This window comes from Streptomyces sp. NPDC005931, assembly GCF_042871235.1.
GTDB lineage: Bacteria > Actinomycetota > Actinomycetes > Streptomycetales > Streptomycetaceae > Streptomyces.
Genome location: NZ_JBIAIG010000003.1, coordinates 280,741 through 299,425, shown reverse-complemented (window position 1 = coordinate 299,425; position 18,685 = coordinate 280,741). Strand labels below are relative to the sequence as shown.

The 18,685-nt window shown below is 69.4% G+C and carries 14 protein-coding genes; 4 read left to right on the top strand and 10 right to left on the bottom strand.

The window, feature by feature from the left end:
* The first annotated feature begins 15 nt into the window (after nucleotides 1–15).
* Together ACFYOV_RS08895 and ACFYOV_RS08890 are read left to right on the top strand one after the other, a co-directional pair.
* Nucleotides 16–1,455, top strand: coding sequence for a cellulose binding domain-containing protein (locus ACFYOV_RS08895; RefSeq protein ID WP_389084670.1), 1,440 nt, complete (start codon nucleotides 16–18; stop codon nucleotides 1,453–1,455).
* Between the two features lie 53 nt (nucleotides 1,456–1,508).
* Nucleotides 1,509–2,936 carry a polysaccharide deacetylase family protein gene (locus ACFYOV_RS08890; protein ID WP_389084669.1) on the top strand — a complete coding sequence of 476 codons (1,428 nt, stop codon included), beginning with the start codon at nucleotides 1,509–1,511 and terminating at the stop codon, nucleotides 2,934–2,936.
* Nucleotides 2,937–3,020: 84 nt separating this feature from the next.
* On the opposite strand, the gene ACFYOV_RS08885 is transcribed toward ACFYOV_RS08890, so the two are convergent.
* A complete protein-coding gene (locus ACFYOV_RS08885; protein WP_389084667.1) occupies nucleotides 3,021–4,805 on the bottom strand; it encodes a glycosyltransferase in 1,785 nt (594 codons plus the stop codon).
* Entirely contained in the window at nucleotides 4,802–6,073 is a 1,272-nt protein-coding gene (locus tag ACFYOV_RS08880; RefSeq protein WP_389084665.1) for a nucleotide sugar dehydrogenase, read from the bottom strand. The genes ACFYOV_RS08885 and ACFYOV_RS08880 overlap by 4 nt, the downstream gene beginning before the upstream one ends.
* A 268-nt stretch (nucleotides 6,074–6,341) precedes the next feature.
* On the opposite strand from ACFYOV_RS08880, the gene ACFYOV_RS08875 reads away from it, so the two are divergent.
* A complete protein-coding gene (locus ACFYOV_RS08875) occupies nucleotides 6,342–7,427 on the top strand; it encodes an LCP family protein (RefSeq protein WP_389084663.1) in 1,086 nt (361 codons plus the stop codon).
* A 46-nt stretch (nucleotides 7,428–7,473) separates the two neighbouring features.
* On the opposite strand, the gene ACFYOV_RS08870 is transcribed toward ACFYOV_RS08875, so the two are convergent.
* A complete protein-coding gene (locus tag ACFYOV_RS08870) occupies nucleotides 7,474–8,490 on the bottom strand; it encodes a hypothetical protein (protein ID WP_389084661.1) in 1,017 nt (338 codons plus the stop codon).
* Between the two features lie 99 nt (nucleotides 8,491–8,589).
* Between ACFYOV_RS08870 and ACFYOV_RS08865 the strand changes: the two genes are divergently transcribed.
* Nucleotides 8,590–8,961, top strand: a complete 372-nt coding sequence (locus ACFYOV_RS08865; RefSeq protein ID WP_389084658.1) for an NTP pyrophosphohydrolase — start codon at nucleotides 8,590–8,592, stop codon at nucleotides 8,959–8,961.
* A 31-nt stretch (nucleotides 8,962–8,992) separates the two neighbouring features.
* Here ACFYOV_RS08865 and ACFYOV_RS08860 read toward each other — a convergent pair whose 3' ends face one another.
* From ACFYOV_RS08860 to ACFYOV_RS08830, 7 genes are all read right to left on the bottom strand, one after another.
* Nucleotides 8,993–10,516, bottom strand: a complete 1,524-nt coding sequence (locus ACFYOV_RS08860) for an amino acid permease (protein WP_389084656.1) — start codon at nucleotides 10,514–10,516, stop codon at nucleotides 8,993–8,995.
* 147 nt (nucleotides 10,517–10,663) lie between these two features.
* Nucleotides 10,664–12,595, bottom strand: coding sequence for a 1-deoxy-D-xylulose-5-phosphate synthase (dxs, locus tag ACFYOV_RS08855; RefSeq protein WP_389084653.1), 1,932 nt, complete (start codon nucleotides 12,593–12,595; stop codon nucleotides 10,664–10,666).
* Nucleotides 12,596–12,792: 197 nt separating this feature from the next.
* Nucleotides 12,793–14,085, bottom strand: a complete 1,293-nt coding sequence (locus tag ACFYOV_RS08850; protein WP_389084651.1) for a sugar ABC transporter permease — start codon at nucleotides 14,083–14,085, stop codon at nucleotides 12,793–12,795.
* Nucleotides 14,082–14,873: an ATP-binding cassette domain-containing protein gene (locus ACFYOV_RS08845; protein ID WP_389084649.1), complete on the bottom strand. Its 792-nt coding sequence runs from the start codon at nucleotides 14,871–14,873 to the stop codon at nucleotides 14,082–14,084. Before ACFYOV_RS08845 ends, ACFYOV_RS08850 begins: the two co-directional genes overlap by 4 nt.
* Before the next feature lie 192 nt (nucleotides 14,874–15,065).
* On the bottom strand, nucleotides 15,066–16,166 hold the full coding sequence (locus tag ACFYOV_RS08840) for a substrate-binding domain-containing protein (protein ID WP_389085595.1): 1,101 nt from the start codon (nucleotides 16,164–16,166) through the stop codon (nucleotides 15,066–15,068).
* A 133-nt stretch (nucleotides 16,167–16,299) separates the two neighbouring features.
* Nucleotides 16,300–17,511 (bottom strand): ROK family protein, encoded by a 1,212-nt coding sequence (locus ACFYOV_RS08835; protein WP_389084646.1) that lies wholly within the window; start codon nucleotides 17,509–17,511, stop codon nucleotides 16,300–16,302.
* 230 nt (nucleotides 17,512–17,741) lie between these two features.
* On the bottom strand, nucleotides 17,742–18,677 hold the full coding sequence (locus tag ACFYOV_RS08830) for a carbohydrate ABC transporter permease (RefSeq protein WP_389084644.1): 936 nt from the start codon (nucleotides 18,675–18,677) through the stop codon (nucleotides 17,742–17,744).
* Between the last annotated feature and the right edge of the window lie 8 nt (nucleotides 18,678–18,685).

Genomic DNA, 18,685 nt, shown 5'->3' with positions numbered 1-18,685 from the left:
TGCTGAGGAGTCCCCGTGGCGTCCACCCGCCGCCGCCCTGCCCGCAGTCGGGTGTGGCCCAAGATCAGGCTGCTGCTGTTCGTGGCCGTGATCGGCGCCGGTGCGACGGCGCTCTACCCCATCTGGAAGGCGGCGAACCCGGATCCGCCCGAGCTCCTTGTGCGGTACCGGACCAGCACCCCGGCAGACACGGCGGTGGCCAAGCCATCGCTGGAGGTCTTCAACCAGAGCGACAAGCCCCTGCCGCTCAGCGACGTCACGCTCCGCTACTACTTCACCGGCGACGACGCCGCGTACGCCTTCAACTGCGTGAACGCCGCCTTCGGCTGCTCCAACCTGGCCGGTCGCGTCGTCGAGTTGGACAAGCCCACGGAGTCGGCCGACCGCTATCTGGAGCTCCGCTTCACGGAGAAGGCCGGGACGCTCGAGCCCGGCGCCAACAGCAAGGGCATCGACGTCCAGCTCTTCCGCACCGACCACAAGAAGCTGCAGCAGTCCGACGACCGCTCCTTCGACGCCGAGATGACCAGCTACAAGGAGGCGAAGAAGGTCACCGCCTACAGGCGGGGCGTCCTCGCCTGGGGCGAGGAGCCGGACGGCACCGGGCCGCACGACGACAAGGACCGGGCGAAGACCTCCGCCTCTCACGAGCCGCTGCCCGCCGCCCCCGAAGGGGTGCTGTTCGACACCTTCGACTACCTCGGTGCCAAGGACCCCGCCCTGTTCAAGCACGGCTGGCTGGTCCGCACCAGCAAGGGCGGCCCCGGCATCGAGAACACCTGGTCGGCCGACGGCGTCACCTTCCCCGCCGACGGGGAGGCGCTGAACAGCGGTCAGGTGCTGCAACTGCGCGCCAGCACGGACGGCACCGAGGCGGGCACGAAGCAGGCGAGCCTGGGCACCGCCGCGAGCAAGTTCCGCGAGGGGACCTACGCCGCCCGCATCCACTTCAGCGACGCGCCGTCCACCGGGGACAAGGGCGACCACGTCAACCAGACCTTCTACACCATCGGCGGCAAGGGCTCGACGTACAGCGAGCTGGACAACGAGTACATGCCCAACGGCGGCTGGGGCCGGCCAGGTCCCAAGCTCGACACCGTCACCTGGCACGACCACAAGACGAACGACCGCGTCTACATCACCACGAACAAGAGCCTCGACGACTGGCACACGATGATGATCCGGGTGAAGGACGGCGTCGTCGCCTACTGGCTCGACGGCAAGAAGCTCTTCGTGAGCAGCGGGAAGTACGTCCCGCGCGCGGACATGTCGGTGAACTTCAACCACTGGTTCGTGGACCTGCCGTTCGAGGGCGAGCGCGCCTGGGACATGAAGGTCGACTGGCTTTACTACAACGCGAACGAAACCCTGTCGGCAGAGGAAGTCGAGACCCAGGTCCGGGACTTCACCGACAGGGGCAGGAACTACTTCGACACGGTCCGGGGGTCCGAGTGAGGAAAAGGCGGTCCAGTGCGCACGGCCAGGGCGCTTCGAACGGCAAGCCCGTGGTGAGCCGGCGCTCAGCGCTGCTCATGGGCGGCGCGGGCGGTGTCGCCATGGCGGGCGGCGGGGCGTGGCTGGGCACCGTTGCCGCACAGCCGCAGACGGCTCCGGTGGCCGCCGAAGGAGCCATCGGTGGGCTGGTCACGCCCCCGCCCTACGCCCCGTCGGGCCGCAGGCCCCAGAACCGCCGGGCCACCTGGTCCCAGCAGTTCCAGGCGTCCCACGGCTGGACCGCCGGGGGCACCGGCACCGCGTCGTCCGAGCCGAACGACAAGACGCAGTTCGTACGCGGCACGCAGTCGGTGAGCGTGACCACCAACGGCACCGGCAAGCAGTCGTACGTGCGCAGGACGCGGATGACCGCGATGGACCTGAGCGGCAAGATGATCCGGCTGCTCTTCCGGGTCGACGACGTCACCAACCTGTCCAAGATCGTCTTCTACCTGGGCAGCGGTTCCCTCGCGAACTACTTCACGTGGACGGTCCACGTGCACTCCAAGACCGCGGCCAACTACGTCCAGTCCGGTGAGTGGGTGACGGTCCACCTGCAGTGGGCGGACGTCGTCGGGGCGGCGGGCACGTACTCGATCTCGGCCGCGGGCAGCCCGTCGACCAAGACCGGCTTCACCGACATGTCGTTCGCCGTGTACGACAACGCGGGCGGTCCGGTGACGTACCGCCTCCAGGCCGTCGAGCTGATCCCGGACACCGCCAAGGTGTTCCCCAAGGGCGTCGTCTCCATCACCTTCGACGACTCCCACAACTCCGTCCACAACCTGGCCCGGCCGATCATGGACTCGTTCGGCTTCCCCGGGACGGTCTACAACATCGCCGACGCGATCGGCACCGGGAGCTTTCTGACGATCGAGCAGATGCGCTCGATGCAGAACTTCTCCGGCTGGGAGATGGGCGGCCACTCCTACGCGAACGCCGTGCACACCGCCAGCTATCCCAAGCTCACCGCGGAGCAGGCCGACGAGGACTTCCGCAAGCTGCGCGAGTGGCTGGTCTCCAACGGCTTCACCAGCGAGCACTTCGCCTATCCGCACGGGGCGTTCCAGAAGACGTCCGACGGCGTCCCCGTGGACCTGATCGCGAGCCGGCACTTCACCACCGCCCGGTCGATCATCTCGGAGACGATCGAGTCCTTCGCCCCGGCGATGCCGTACCGCCTGAAGGCGCTGACCGGCATCAACGACGGTACGGGCATCGGTGGTACGGCGCTGACGAAGCTGACCGGCCCGGGCGGCAAGCTGGACCGCTGCGCCCAGAACGGTGACTGGCTGATCCTGTGTCTGCACAAGATCGTTCCGGGTGCCCCGACGATGAGCACGGAGATCGGCACGGCGGGCCTGACCACGCTGATGCAGCAGATCGCCGACCGGGGCATCCCTGTGGTGACCGTCGAGGAGGCGATGGCCTACTACAAGTAGGCCGGGCACGACGAGGAAGGGCACGAGGAAGGGGGGCGGCCTCACGGCCGCCCCCCTTCCTTTCCGGCTCTCGCCGCCGTCCGTCTACCAGCCGCCGCCCTGGCCGCCCTGATGCGGCCAGTTGGGGTCGTGGTAGCCGCCCTGGCCCTGCTGCGGGTACTGCTGCTGCGGCGGGTACGGCTGCTGGTGGTGGTACGGGTCGGCCTGGCCGCCGCCCTGCCACTGCTGCTGTCCGCCGCCCTCCCACTGCCCGCCGTGACCGGCCGGGGCCTGGACGGGCTCGGGCGTGCCCCAGCTCACGGGCTGCTGGGGCACGTTCTGGTGGTGCTGCTCGTCGTAGCCGGGCAGCGGCTGCGGCTGGCTGGGGATGGTGGCCATCCGGGGCCGCGTGCGCAGCGCGACCCCCTCCAGGCGCATCAGCTGGAGCGTCTCAGTGACCTTCTTGTCGGAGTACGGATCCTCTTCCTCGAAGATTTCCGTCACATCGGCCTCGTGGTCACCTGCCACGGACACCTCGACGCCGCCCTGGCGGGTTCCCCAGCTGCCCTTGTGCAGGGTGAGCAGGGCGTAGAAGCGCAGCGGTGTCAGCAGGAACAGCTGGATCAGGCCGTACAGCGGGGCCAGCAGGAACATGCCGAACCGCTTGACGAAGCCCATGCCGCGGCGCGGGAAGTCGAGGTAGCGGACGTTGCGGAGATAGCCCATGAGGACCATGAACAGCGCGTAGTCCCCGATGTGGTCGAGGAACCGGGTCGGCTGCATGATCGGCAGGATGACCATGGAGTAGAACATCGCCGTGCCGAAGACCAGCCACAGGCCGAGCTCCATGCAAGTGAGCCAGAAGGCCGGCCGGTACTTCTTCTGGTGCCGGAAGGCCCACAGGGATTCGCGGAAGAAGGACTTGTTCCAGCGGACCTGCTGGCGCAGGAAGTGCGGCAGCTTCTCGGGAACGGCGGTGTAGCCGACGGCGGTCTCCTGGAAGACCACCTGACCTTCCATCAGGCAGTAGTTGGTCATGCGGCGGTCGTCGCCGAACACGGCGGGCTTGCCCAGGAACTGCTGGTTGAGGAAGTCCGGCAGGTACTTGCGCACCAGCGTGCCGCGGTACGCCGACAGGGCGCCGCAGCAGCACAGCACGGACTTCAGCCGCGAGTAGGCGGCCCGCTCGAAGAGGAAGGAGTTGCCGTAACGCAGGTCCTGGAGGCGGGTGAAGACGTTGCTGTCGTGGTTGAGCGCCAGCACCATGCCGGTGGAGGCCATGATCTTCTCGTCGGCCAGCGGCAGCAGCAGCTCACGTACCGTGTCCCGGGAGAGCACCGTGTCGGAGTCGACGCACAGGAAGATGTCCGAGTACGGCGCCGCCTCGAAGCCCAGCGCGAGCGCCTCGCGCTTGCCCTTGTTCTCGGGCTGGACGCTGACGGTGTACTTGACGCCCCGTGCCTCGAACTCGGGTCGCAGTTTCTTCGCCGCCCGGATGCCGCCGGCGTCGGCGCTGCAGTCGTCGATGATGTGGATCTCGTTGGGGAGCCGGCTCTGCGCGAGCAGGGAGCGCATGCCCTGCTCGAACATCACCGGGTCCTCGTTGTAGATCGGGATGACCGCGGTGACCCAGCAGCTCTCGAGGTACTCCAGTTCCTCCCGGCCCGCCTTGGCGGGCCGGTAGAACAGGGCGCCGAACATCTTCAGGGCCAGCAGACCCATCGCGCCCATGGAATACAGGTGCAGCGAGTCGGAGTCGAGCCGGGTGGCGATCAGCGCGGCGATGGCGATGAAGAAGAAGTACGAGACCTTCAGGTGCCGCCGCTTGCGGTGCCCTCGACGCCCGTCGGAGTCGACGGCCCCGGGTATGTACGTGTCCTCCGTCGTCACAGCTTGACCACCCGGGGATGATCGGCGGACTTGCCCCGGGTGTCGAACAGCTTGCGGGCACGGTCGGCCAGCAGCCCCAGGTCTATCTCCCGGTGGGGCTGGAGCAGGATGGTGAGGTCCGCGGCCTCCGCGGCGGCCAGGTAGTCGTCGGCGCGCTCGACGGCGGAGCCGTCGACGGTCCAGCCGTCGACCCGGGGGTCGAAGTAGACGAGTTCGGCGCCGCGGGCCAGCAGGTTCTCGGCGACCGCCATGGCCGGGCTCTCGCGCTGGTCGGAGATGTCCGGCTTGTAGGTGACGCCGAGCAGCAGGACGCGGGAGCCGCGCACGGCCTTGCTCTCCTCATTGAGCAGATCGGCGGCGCGGTTGACCACGTGCACGGGCATGCGCTGGTTGATCTCCTGCGCCAGCTCCACGAAGCGGAACGGGATCCCCAGTGAACGCACCTTGTAGGACAGGTAGTTGGGGTCGATCGGGATGCAGTGTCCGCCGACGCCGGGGCCGGGGTAGAACGGCGCGAAACCGAACGGCTTGGTGGAGGCGCAGCGGATCGCGTCCCAGAGGTCGACACCGATTTCGCGGCAGAACATCGACATCTCGTTGACGAGGGCGATGTTGACGTGCCGGTAGGTGTTCTCCAGCAGCTTGGCCATCTCGGCCTCGCGGGTGCCCTTGGCCTCGACCACGCGGGCCACGAAGCGTTCGTACAGGGCGCGGGCGGCCTTGGTGCAGTCGGCGGTCACGCCACCGACCACCTTGGGGGTGTTCTCCAGTCCGAAGGAGGCGTTGCCCGGGTCGATGCGCTCGGGCGAGAACGCCAGGTGGAAGTCCTGACCGACCTTCAGGCCGCCGGCCTCCAGTCGGGGCCGTACGACCTCCTCGGTGGTCCCGGGGTACGTCGTGGACTCGAGCACCACCAGGGTGCCGGGGGCGAGGTGGGCGGCGATGTCCTCGACTGCGGCGTGCACCGCGCCAAGGTCCGGGGAGCCGTACTCGGTGAGCGGGGTGGGCACGCAGATGACGACCGCGGCGGCGTCGGCGATGACCTCGGGACGGTCGGACGCCGTGAAGCCCTGGCCGAGCATCGCCGAGACCTCTGCGTCGGTGATGTCGTCGACATGCGAACTGCCGCTGTTCAGGCCCTCGACGACGGAGCGGCTGCGGTCGAGACCCACCACCTTCAATCCGGCGGCCGCGGCGGAGCGGGCCAACGGCAGCCCCACGTAACCGAGTCCGACAACGACAAGATCCACCGTGGAGGATCTGCTCACGACACCATTCCCCAACCCCGTTGCGCGGCCCTCGGTAGGCCGGGACGCGGGCAGCACTGGACCACCCGAGTAAATCGAACAAGTGAGGAGGAGGCTAACAGGATCATCACTTTATAACCACGTCACCTCACCGTGCGTCTTGTCACGTACACATCGGTACAACCCCTGGCGTCGCTCGGGTGTCTCCCGTCACCCCGAGGACATCCGCCCCGGGTCGAATCACTCCCCGGCGGACGGAATTCCCCCTGCATTTCCGAAGCGGAGCGACATGAGCCACACCCGACTTCCCGCCGCCCGGCGGTCCGTCAGCCGCAGGCGCGCCCGCCCCCGCGGAAGGGCCCGCCGGATCGTTCTGCCGGCGCTCCTGGTGATGCTCCTCGCGGCGGGCGGTACGGCCTGGTGGCTGTACCGGGGACTCGACGGCAACCTCAAGGAGGACGCGGTCGACCTGGGCAAGGCACTGGGAGACGACGACCACCGCCCCCGGCGCGAGACCGCGGCGGGCGACGCGCTGAATCTGCTGCTGCTCGGCTCGGACTCCCGGACGGGGGCCGACGCGGCACGGGACGGCGGCGGGGTCGACGGGGCGCGTTCCGACACGGCGCTGCTCGTGCACATCGCCAAGGGGCGGACCGAGGCGGTCGCGGTGAGCATCCCGCGGGACACCCTGGTCGACCGTCCCGAGTGCATGGGGACGGACGGCACGGTGGTGCCGGCGGCGCGGCGGGTGATGTTCAACTCCGTCTACGCGCGGGCCGGATCGGCGTGCACCGTAAAGACGGTGGAACAGATGAGTGACGTCCGGGTCGACCATCTGGTGGAGGTGGACTTCGCCGGGTTCAAGGGGATCGTCGACGCGATCGGCGGAGTGACCGTGGCACTGGACCGGCCCATCACCTCGGGACTGCGGCTGGACGCCGGGGAGCACCGCCTCGACGGCGAGCAGGCGCTGGAGTTCGTCCGCACTCGGCACGGTTACGGCGACGGCAGCGATCTGGGCCGCATCGAGCTGCAGCAGAAGTTCCTGGGCGCGCTGCTCGCCGAGATCAAGCGTCAGGACCTGCTGGGGAGTCCGGCGAAGCTGTACCGCATCGCCGACCGGCTGACCGAGTCCCTGACCACCGACTCGGAACTGGCGTCGCTCGGTGCTCTGGCCGAGTTGGGGCAGAGCCTCGAGGGCATCGACCCGGCGACGATGGACACGATCATGCTTCCGGTGGAGTACGACCGGGCCGACCCCAACCGCGTGGTGCCGGCCGAACCGCGGGCGTCCAGGCTGTGGGAGGCGCTCCGTACCGACACGGCCATACCGGACGAGGCGCGTAAGTCACCGGCACGCGGCGGCAGTTCCTGATGCAAGAGATCGGCCAACGCTCCCCTCCCCCTGAGCCGACGCAGCGTCAGATCTCCTGCCAGGCCGTCAGTGCCAGGCCCGGTTCGTCCTTGCGGCGGGTGAGGAGGAGCCGGCCGGTGGACGGGGAGACGGTGGCCGCGACGACCTGACCGTGTTCGTCCAGGGCCAGCGACACCCGTGCGTCGGCGGGCAGTTGGGGTCCGGACTCGGTCCACCAGGCGCCGGTCGACTCCTCCTGCGTGGGGTACGCGGCGAAGGCGACCCGGCCGCTCGCCGATCGCTGGGCGAGAACGGTGCAGTCGTGGCCCTCGATGACGCAGCGCACCGCGCTCACCGGGCCGGGGCCGGCCGCGGGGAGCAGGGCCACCGGCTTGTCGCCGGGCCGCCAGGCGCACAACTCGCCCCGCCCGTCCGTGAAGTAGACGGTGGTGTGCCCCGCCGAGGTCGCCAGCGCGCGGAGGGTGCCCGGCCGGGCCTCCGCATCGACGCAGTCCGTGCGCACGGGCGGCTTGCCCGGCTCCTCGCGGCGCCAGTGCGCGATCCCGCCGGGGACGGCCTCGTACAGCTCGACCCGGCCAGACTCCCCTGTGACGGCGGCGAGTTCGCCCCGCACGTCGGTCCCCTCCAGCCTGCACCAGGGGTCCCAGCCGCCCTTCTCCCTCTGGGCCAGCATGCTCACCGCGCCGTCCCGGCCTCGGACGAAGATGTGCGCGCGTCCCTGGGCGTCGACGGCGACGGCCGGCGTGCCGGTGCGCTCGCCCTTCTTGTCGGGGTGGCCCACGGGGTTCCAGTCCAGAGGGGCCAGGCGGGGCCGGAAGTGGGTGGAGTGCACCAGGCCCGATTCGCCGGACACGGTGGGACGCCAGGCGACGAGGTGGGCGTAGCCGTCCGCGCCCTGACCGACCGCCGGGTCCGGGTGCAGCTTCTGTTGGCCGCCGACCCTGCGGGGTGGTTCCCAGGGGCCGCGGGGACCGAGTTCCGCGCGGCACAGGACGGCGTCGTCCGAGGTCAGGTAGACGGTGAGGCGGCCGTCGCGGCCGCGCAGGAGCCAGTCGCCGTTCACCGTCCCACCCTATGCAGGCGCCTGCGCGGACGGCATCGGGGCCCCGGCACGGCGACAGGCGCGGGCCTGTCCCGGCGGCCGCCGTGGGACCCTGACGGCATGAACGACACCGCCGCCCTTCTCGTGATCGTCGACGCCGCGAACGTCGTCGGCTCGGTACCCGACGGATGGTGGCGGGACCGCGCGGGCGCCGCTCGCCGTCTGCGCGACCGCCTGGCGTCGGACGGCCTGCCCGGGCACACCGGCCCCGTGGAGATCGTCATGGTCGTCGAGGGTGCCGCCCGCGGCGTGGCACCGGTCCCCGGCGTCCGGGTGGAGGCGGCCCCCGCCGACGGCGACGACCACGTCGTCGCCCTGGTCACCGAGGCCCGTCCCCGCCCGGTCCTGGTGGTCACCGCGGACCGGGAACTGCGCGACCGGGTGACGGCCCTGGGCGCGGACGTCGCGGGTCCGCGAACGGTACGGCGCTGAGGACGGCCCGCGGGCGGCCGGGGCGGCGCCGCTACCGCCCTCCCGGGCCCGACGGCCTCATGACCTCGTCCGGGGGCGTCTCGGCACCGCGGCCCAGGCGGCTGTGGCCCCTGCCGTAGAGGAAGTACACGAGGATGCCGATCGCCATCCAGATGGCGAAGCGGACCCAGGTCTCGGCGGGCAGGTTGAGCATCAGCCACAGCGAGGCCGCGACCGACAGGATGGGCAGGAACGGCACCAGCGGGGTGCGGAAGGAACGGTGCAGGTCGGGCCGGGTCCTGCGGAGGATGATCACGCTGATGGCGACGACCACGAAGGCGAACAGGGTGCCGATGTTGACCAGCGCGGCGAGTTCCTCCAGTGGGGTGAAGCCCGCGAGGACCGCGATGAGGACACCGAGCAGGATGGTCGGGCGGTGCGGGGTCCTGAACCGGGGGTGGACCCGGGAGAAGAACCGGGGCAGCAGTCCGTCGCGGCTCATCGCGAAGAAGACGCGTGTCTGACCGAGGAGGAGGATCATGCAGACGGTCGTCAGTCCGACGGCGGCGCCGAAGCTGATGAAGCCCGCGTACCAGGGATGCCCGGTCGCCTTGAACGCGTCGGCCAGCGGCGCGTCCACGCTCAGGTCACGGTAGTTCTGCATCCCGGTGACGACGATCGACACCGCGACGTACAGGGCGGTACAGATGAACAGCGAGCCGAGGATGCCGCGGGGCATGTCGCGCTGCGGGTTCCTGGTCTCCTCGGCGGCCGTGGCGACGATGTCGAAGCCGATGAAGGCGAAGAAGACCACCGAGGCGGCGGTGAAGATGCCCATCACGCCGAAGTTGGACGGTGCCCAGCCGAAGAGCAACTGGATCAGCGGCGCGTCGAGGCTCTCCCCCGCCTCCACCGGCTGCGCCTTCGGTACGAACGGGTCGTAGTTGTCGGCGGTGATGAAGAACGCGCCGGCGATGATCACGACGAGGACGACGGTCACCTTGATGGCGACGACCACCGAGGTGACCCGGGCGGACAGCTTCATGCCGAGGACGAGGATGCCGGTGAGCACCAGCACGAGGGCGGCGGCGAGGATGTCGAACCCGAAGCCGTCGGCGCCCTGCCTGCTGCCCAGCGCGGCGGGCATCTCCCAGTCCGCGTTGCCCATCAGCGACTGGATGTAGCCGGACCAGCCGACGGCCACCACCGCCGTGCCGAGCGCGAACTCCAGGACCAGGTCCCAGCCGATGATCCAGGCGGGCAGCTCACCCAGGGAGGCGTACGAGAAGGTGTACGCGGAGCCCGCCACCGGGACGGTGGAGGCGAACTCGGCGTAGCACAGCGCGGCCAGCGCGCAGACGACACCGGCCACCACGAAGGCCAGGGCCACCGCGGGACCGGCGTTGTTCTTCGCGACCGTGCCGGTGAGGACGAAGATGCCGGTGCCGATGATGACGCCGACGCCGAAGACGGTCAGGTCCAGCGCGGACAGGGACTTCCTGAGCGCATGCTCCGGTTCCTCGGTGTCGAGGATGGACTGCTCGACCTTCTTCGTCCGGAAGAGGTTGCTGCTCACGGAGACCTCCCACGCTTGTCGTCCTCGACGTCATCGAGAGGGGCGTAGGTCGTATGCCCCGGCGCGGGCGGCTCAGGCGAACGGGCCGCTCGCACCACTCCTCACAGTGGCACGGGCGGCCCGTCCGGGCGACGCGTGGGCGTCCGTTCAGTCGTGGGCCGGCTCCACCGAGTCGACCGCGTCGGCGGCGGACCGCTCGTACCTGCCGTCGAGCTTGGCCACCAGGCCGGTGACCTGGCGGGCGATGTCGGGCGCGGTGAGCCCGATCTCCGCCATGACCTCGGCCCGGGAGGCGTGGTCGAGGAAGCGCGGCGGGATGCCGAAGTCGCGCAGCGGCACGTCGACGCCGGCGTCGCGCAGGGCCTGGGCGATCGCGGAGCCCACGCCGCCCACGCGTGAGTTGTCCTCGACGGTGACGACGACGCGGTGCTTGTCCGCCAGCGGGGCCATGGCCTCGTCGACGGGCTTGACCCAGCGCGGGTCGACGACGGTGGTGGAGATGCCCTGCCGGTCCAGCAGCGCGGCGATCTCCAGGCACATCGGTGCCAGCGCGCCCACGGACACCAGCAGCACGTCGGGGGTGTCGGTGCCGGGCTCGCGCAGGACGTCCATGCCGCCCACGCGGCCCACGGAGGGCACGGCGGGGCCGACGGCGCCCTTGGAGAAGCGGACCACGGTCGGGGCGTCCTCGACCGCGACGGCCTCGCGGAGCTGGGCGCGGACCTGCTCGGCGTCGCGCGGGGCGGCCAGGCGCAGGCCGGGGACGACCTGAAGGATCGACATGTCCCACATGCCGTTGTGGGAGGCGCCGTCGGTGCCGGTGATGCCGGCCCGGTCGAGCACGAAGGTCACCCCGCACTTGTGCAGGGCCACGTCCATCAGGACCTGGTCGAAGGCGCGGTTGAGGAAGGTGGCGTACACGGCGAAGACGGGGTGCACGCCGGCGTGGGCGAGGCCCGCCGCGGAGACGGCGCCGTGCTGCTCGGCGATGCCGACGTCGTAGACCCGCTCGGGGAAGCGCTTGGCGAACTTGTCGAGGCCGACCGGCTGGAGCATGGCGGCGGTGATCGCCACGACGTCCTCGCGCTCCTCGCCCAGCCTGACCATCTCGTCGCCGAAGACGCTGGTCCAGTCGGCGCCGGAGGTGGCGATGGGCAGGCCGGTGTCGGGGTGGATCTTGCCGACGGCGTGGAAGCGGTCGGCCTCGTCCGCCAGGGCGGGCTGGTAGCCGCGGCCCTTCTCGGTGAGGCAGTGCACGATCACGGGGCCGCCGAAGCGCTTGGCGCGGGCCAGGGCGGACTCCAGGGCCTCGATGTCGTGGCCGTCGATGGGGCCGACGTACTTCAGGCCGAGGTCCTCGAACATGCCCTGGGGGGCGATGAAGTCCTTCAGGCCCTTCTTGGCACCGTGCAGGGTGTCGTAGAGGGGGCGGCCGACGACCGGGGTGCGCTCCAGGACCTCCTTGGTGCGGGCGAGGAAGCGCTCGTAGCCGTCGGTGGTGCGCAGGGTCGCCAGGTGGTTGGCGAGGCCGCCGATGGTGGGCGCGTAGGAGCGCTCGTTGTCGTTGACGACGATGACGAGCGGGCGGTCCTTGGCGTCGGCGATGTTGTTGAGCGCCTCCCAGGCCATGCCGCCGGTGAGGGCACCGTCGCCGATGACCGCGACGACGTGGCTGTCGCGTTTCATCAGCTGGTTGGCCTTGGCGATGCCGTCGGCCCAGCCGAGGACGGTGGAGGCGTGGCTGTTCTCGATGACGTCGTGCTCGGACTCGGCCTGCGAGGGGTAGCCGGACAGGCCGCCCTTCATCTTCAGCCGGGAGAAGTCCTGCCGGCCGGTGAGCAGCTTGTGCACGTAGGACTGGTGGCCGGTGTCCCACAGCACCTTGTCCTTGGGGGACTCGAAGACCCGGTGCAGGGCGATGGTGAGCTCCACCACGCCCAGGTTGGGCCCGAGGTGTCCGCCGGTCTTGGAGACCGCGTCGACGAGGAAGGTCCGGATCTCCCCGGCCAGCTGGTCGAGCTCCTCCTGGCTGAGCCGGTCCAGATCGCGCGGTCCCCTGATGCGGGTCAGCAGCGGCACCCGTGCCTCCTTGCAGTAGAGCTGATCGAGCTTTGCCGGGCTTGAGCGAGTCTAATGTTCCGCTCCGGCGGGCGGAGTCCGGGCGGTGCGTCGTGCGTCACGCGATCGGCCCTGTCCACGATCGGCCCGTCCCGCGACACGACTGTTGCCCGGTACCCCCATTGGTACCGGGCAACAGGTCTGGGAAGGCGGTGCGGCTAGGCGCGGCCGGCCGTCTTCTGCGTCTTGCGGGTGACCGCGTCGATGACGACGGTCGCCAGCAGGACACCACCGGTGATCATGTACTGGACCGGCGAGGCGATGCCCTCGAGGGCGAGGCCGTACTGGATCGAGACGATCACGAGGACACCGAGCAGCGCGTTCCACGTGCGGCCGCGGCCGCCGAAGAGGGACGTGCCACCGATCACCGCGGCGGCGATGGCGTTCATCAGCAGGTCACCACCGCCGGCGCCCTGGTTGGCGGAGGCGATCTTCGAGGCGATGAAGAGACCGCCGAGAGCGGCGAAGGTACCGGCGATCGCGAAGACCGAGATCCGGACCATGGCCACGTTGATGCCGGCGCGGCGGGAGGCCTCGACGCTGCCGCCGAGCGCGAAGACCTTGCGGCCGTAGGAGGTGCGGCGCAGCACGAAGTCCGTGACCAGGAGGACGCCGATGAAGATCACGACGGCCAGCGGCAGGCCCTTGTACTGGTTGAAGACGATCGCCACGGCGAACGCCACCACGGCGAGCAGCGCCGTGCGCACGATGGTCTCGCTCAGCGGCCGGGACGGCACTCCGGCGGCCTCGCGGCGGCGGTTGCCGAGGAACGAGGCGACGAAGTAGCCGGCGGTCACCACCACGGCCAGGCCGTACGCTGCGGCCACGTCGCTGAAGTAGTAGCTGGTCAGCTTGGCGACCACGCCCTCGGAGTCGAGGTTGATGGTGCCGTTGTCGCCGAGGATCTGGAGCATGAAGCCGTTCCAGAACAGCAGGCCGGCCAGGGTCACGGCGAACGCCGGGACACCGATCTTCGCGAAGAAGAAGCCGTGGAGGGCGCCGGCGGCCGTGCCGGTGAGGATGGCGAGCACGAAGGCGAGCCACTCGTTCATGCCGTTGGTGACGTTCAGGACCGCGAAGGTGGCGCCCGCGACACCGCTGACCGAGCCGACCGACAGGTCGATCTCGCCCAGCAGCAGGACGAAGACGATACCGACGGCGATCATGCCGGTGCCGACCATGGCGACCGACATGTCGGAGAGGTTGCCGGCGGTCAGGAAGTTGGAGTTGAGGCTGGTGAAGATGGCCCAGATGACCGCGAGGCCGATGACGACCGGGATGGATCCCAGGTCACCGGACTTCATCTTCCGCTTGAACTCGGTCACATAGCCCGCGAGACCCTGCTCGCGCACCAGCAGCCGGGGGTCGACGACCGTGACCGCTGCGGCGGCCGCCTCGGGGTTCTCGACGACATGGTCCTCGGCGGGCGTGGTGGTCTTTTCGGTACTCACTTCTTGATCTCCCCATTGGTGCGCGCCGCACGACGGGTCACGGCGTTCTCCGTGGCGCCCGTGATGGCGGAGATGATCTCTTCCTGCGAGGTCGACTTGACCTCGAAGACGCCGTTGTTGCGCCCGAGGCGCAGGACGGCGACCTTGTCCGCGACGGCCTTCACGTCGGCCATGTTGTGGCTGATGAGGATGACCGCGTGGCCGCGCTCGCGCAGCCGCTCGACCAGGTCGAGGACCTGGGCGGTCTGCTCGACGCCGAGGGCGGCGGTGGGCTCGTCGAGGATGACCAGCTTGGGCTCGCCCAGCATGGAACGGGCGATGGCCACCGTCTGGCGCTGACCGCCGGAGAGGGAGGCGATCGGGATGCGGACGCTGGGGATCCGAATGGACAGGGTGTCGAGCAGCTCGCGGGAGCGGCGCTCCATCTCCACCTCGTCGAGGACGCCGCGCTTGCGGATCTCCCGGCCCAGGTAGAGGTTGCCGACGACATCGATGTTGTCGCACAGCGCGAGGTCCTGGTACACCGTCGCGATGCCCAGGTTCTGGGCGTCGTGGGGCTTGCTGATCTGGACGGACCTGCCCTCCCACTCGATGGCGCCCTCATCGATGGGATGCACGCCGGCGATCGTCTTGACCAGCGTGGACTTTCCGGCACCGTTGTCGCCGACCAGGGCGACCACCTCACCGGCGTGGACCTCAAGCTCTACGTCGGTGAGCGCCTGGACGGCACCGAACCGCTTGGAGACCCCGCGCAACGCCAGCACGGGCGTAGCGGACACGTGAACCATCTCCTTCGCCGCCTGACCCGGCGGGAGGTTGTGCAGAAGTTATCGGGGGGGTGTTCCGTCCGGCGCCCCGCGTAGCTTGCGGGGCTGGTGTGTGCGGGGCGCCGGCGGAGCGTGGGGCAGTCGGTCCCGTACGGGAGTCCGGCGCGGACATCCGCCGCGGACTCCCATACGACTCGCGGGACCGTGAGCTGCTTACTTGAGACCGATCTTGTCGCAGGCGGCCTTGTACTTGCCGGCGCAGATCTCGTTCACGGTGTAGACGCCGTCCTTGACGACGGTGTCCTTGATGTTGTCCTGGGTCAGCGAGATGACCGGGACCAGGACCGACGGCACTCCCTTGGTGGTGGGGCTGTCGACCTTGTCCTTGGCGACGGAGTCCAGGGACTTGCCCTGGGCGAGCGCGACGGCCATCTCCGCGGCGGCGGCGGCCTCCGGAGCGTACGGCTTGTAGACGCTCATGTACTGCTCACCGGTGACGATGCGCTGCACACCCGCGAGCTCGGCGTCCTGGCCGGTGACCGGGATGTCGTCGATGCCGGCGGCCTTGAGGGCGGTGATGATGCCGCCCGCCATGCCGTCGTTGGCGGAGTAGACGCCGATGATCTTGTCCTTGCCGAGGGCGGAGATGGCGCCCTCCATGTTGGCGTTGGCGTTCTCCGGCTTCCACTCCTTGGTGTCGTACTCGCGGCCGATGTTCACCTTGCCGTCGAGGACGGAGTGGGCGCCCTTCTTGAACAGGGCGGCGTTCGGGTCGGTGGAGGACCCGTTCATCATGACGATCTGGCCGTCCTTGGCCTTGTCGCCCAGCGCCTTCAGGAGCGCCTCGCCCTGGGTCTTGCCGACCGTCTCGTTGTCGAACGAGGTGTAGGCGTCGATCGGGCCCTCGGCCAGGCGGTCGTAGGCGACGACGGGGATGCCGGCGTCCTTGGCCTTCTTCACCGAGCCGGCGATGGCCTTGGAGTCCACCGCGTCCACGATGAGCACGTCGACCTTGTTGGTCACCATCGTGTCGACCTGCTGGTTCTGCAGGCTGGCGTCCTGCTTGGCGTTGGCGTAGACGACCTCGCCCTTGTTGTTCGTCAGCTCCTTGATCTTCTTCTCGATCAGCGGCTTGTCGAACTTCTCGTAGCGAGCGGTCTGGTTCTCCGGCAGCAGCAGACCGATCTTGACGGCGTCACCCTTGGCGGCGGTGCCGCCCGTGTCCTTCTTGTCGCCCGACTCCTTGGCGCTGCCACAGGCGGCCAGCGAGACGGCCATCGCACCCGCGGCGATGGCAACGGCGGCACGACGCATACGCGTGTTCACTTCAGAAACCTCCCTGACGAGGCCGCGTCGTTGCGGCCGAGGTGGCTGGAAGTCAACTCGGCCACACGTGCGACGTCAAGAAGTAAATCCTTAACGAGATGGCAACGGTGCCATCCGTTCTCTAAGTGAAGGCAGGGGTGGCCACCGCCGGAGAGCCGGTGACGGTGCCGTCCAAAAGCGTCGAATCACCCATCTCGCTCAGCGCGAGGGCGAGGGCTCCGAGCACCTCCGCACGACCCCCAAGTGCCCCGGGGAGAACGGACAGTTGACGCGCCGCGCTAGGGATCGCATAGCGGCTGACGGACTCCCGGATCGGCCCGAGCACCAGTTCGCCGGCCTCGGCGAGATCACCGCCCAGGACCACTCGGCTCGGGTTCAGCAGGTTGCAGAGATTGGCCACTCCACTGCCGATGTGGCGGCCGACGTCGGCGATCACCCGACGGCAGCCCGGGTCTCCGTCCCGGGCCAGCCGCACGACGCCTTCCATCGTCAGATCGGTGCCGTGACTGGACTGGAGCAGCGGGAGCACGTAGCGGGCGGCCGCGAAGGTCTCCAGACAGCCGCGGTTTCCACAGCGGCAGACGGGGCCGGATTCATCTAGTGTAATATGACCGATTTCGCCCGCGGTGCCCCCTGGGCCGCGGTAGATTTTTCCGTTTATCACCAAACCAGCACCGACGCCGCTCGCCACCTTGATGTACGCCAGGTCGCGCACGCCGCGCCCGCTGCCCCAGACCATCTCGCCCAGGGCGCCGAGGTTGGCGTCGTTGTCCACGTGCACCGGCACACCGAGCCGCCCCCGCAGCTCCTCGGCGGGCTTGGTGCCGGTCCAGCCGGGCAGGATCGCGGTCGAGCCGAGGCTCCCGGACTCGACGTCGATCGGGCCCGGCACACCGAGGCCCACTCCAGTGATCTTGGCGCGGTCCACGCCGGTCGCCTGGATCAGCCGGTTGACCAGCTGTTCCGCCCGGTCGAAACCCTGCGTCGAGGAGGCGTCCACGTCCAGTGGCTCGGACTCCTCGGCGAGCACCTGGTGGGCGAGGTTCCCGACCGCGACCCGCAAATGCGTGTGGCCGAAGTCCACGCCGATGACGATGCCCGCGTCCCCGCTGAGCGACACGCTGCGCGCCCGGCGGCCGCCTGCCGACGTGGGCGTGACCTCGACCGTCCCGCCGTCCTTCAGTTCCCGGACGATGTTGGAGACCGTCGCCGCCGACAGGCCCGTCGTCCTCGCTATCTCTGCCTGCGTGAGGGAACCCGCAAGACGTACTGCTCGGACGACCCGCTCCAGGTTGGCTCGGTGCAGCGACGACTGCGACCCCGGAGTCTCCACGACGACCTCCTGCGCGCGGGGCCGCTTCGATGAGACCCCGTGAATGTCCAACTAGTGAACTCTAAGCTGAGCCGTTCGGGTTGCCTCCCGTCAAGAGGTTGAACCGTTTCGGGGCGCATCGGGGTGCACGGACACATACACGGACGCCGCCCCCGGCGACGGGAGCGGCGCGTGTGGGAGCGGTTCCGCTGCGTTACCTCAGCGGTCAACAGAACGCGGGCCCACCTGCGTTACTTCAGGGTGGCGGAGGTCAGACCGGCCTGCACCTGGCGCTGGAAGGACAGATAGACGACCAGCATGGGCACCATGGCGATCGTCACACCCGCGAAGAGCACCGGAAGGTCCGAGGCGTACCCCTGCTGCTGCTGGAGCTGGATGAGCCCCTGGGTCAGCAGGTAGCGCTCGGGGTCGTCGCCGCTCTGCGGCTGCATCAGCACCGTGGGCAGGATGTACTGGTTCCACTGGCCCAGCGTGTTGAAGATCCCGACGCTGAGCAGCCCGGGCTTGGCCATGGGCAGCATCACCTGGAAGAAGGTCCGGGTGTGCGAGGCGCCGTCGAGCACGGCCGCCTCGAAGACCGCCGTGGGCAGGGTCCGGAAGAAGGCGTGCATGAAGAACACCGTGAACGGCATCGAGTAGGCGACGTAGACCAGGACCAGGCCCTGGTAGGTGTTCAGCATGTCCAGCCGCTTGACCATGAAGAACAGCGGCACCAGCGCCAGGAACACGGGGAACATCGCGCCGGCCACGAAGAAGTAGTACAGGAACCGGTTGCCCCAGAACCGGTAGCGGGCCAGCACGTACGCCGCCATCGAGCCGAACAGCATGGTCAGCGGCACGGAGAAGACCAGCACGACGACGGTGTTCAGGAAGTAGTCCCCGATGCCCTTCTCCCAGGCGCGGGAGAAGACGCCCGGGTCCCAGTTCTGCGGCCAGCCGAAGGCCGAGCCGCCGATCTGCGCGTCGGTCTTGAAGGAGCTGAGCACCAGCCACAGCAGCGGCAGCAGGATCATCACGGCCCAGAGGGCGAGGAAGCCGTGCGAGAAGACGTTCAGCACGACGCCTTCGCCGCGCCGCTCGCCGGACCGTACGGAGGTCTTGGTGACCGCCGGCGCGGGCGGGGTGGAGCCGCCGGCGGGGGTGGTTTCCTTCAGGGGTGCGCTCATCGTCGTCC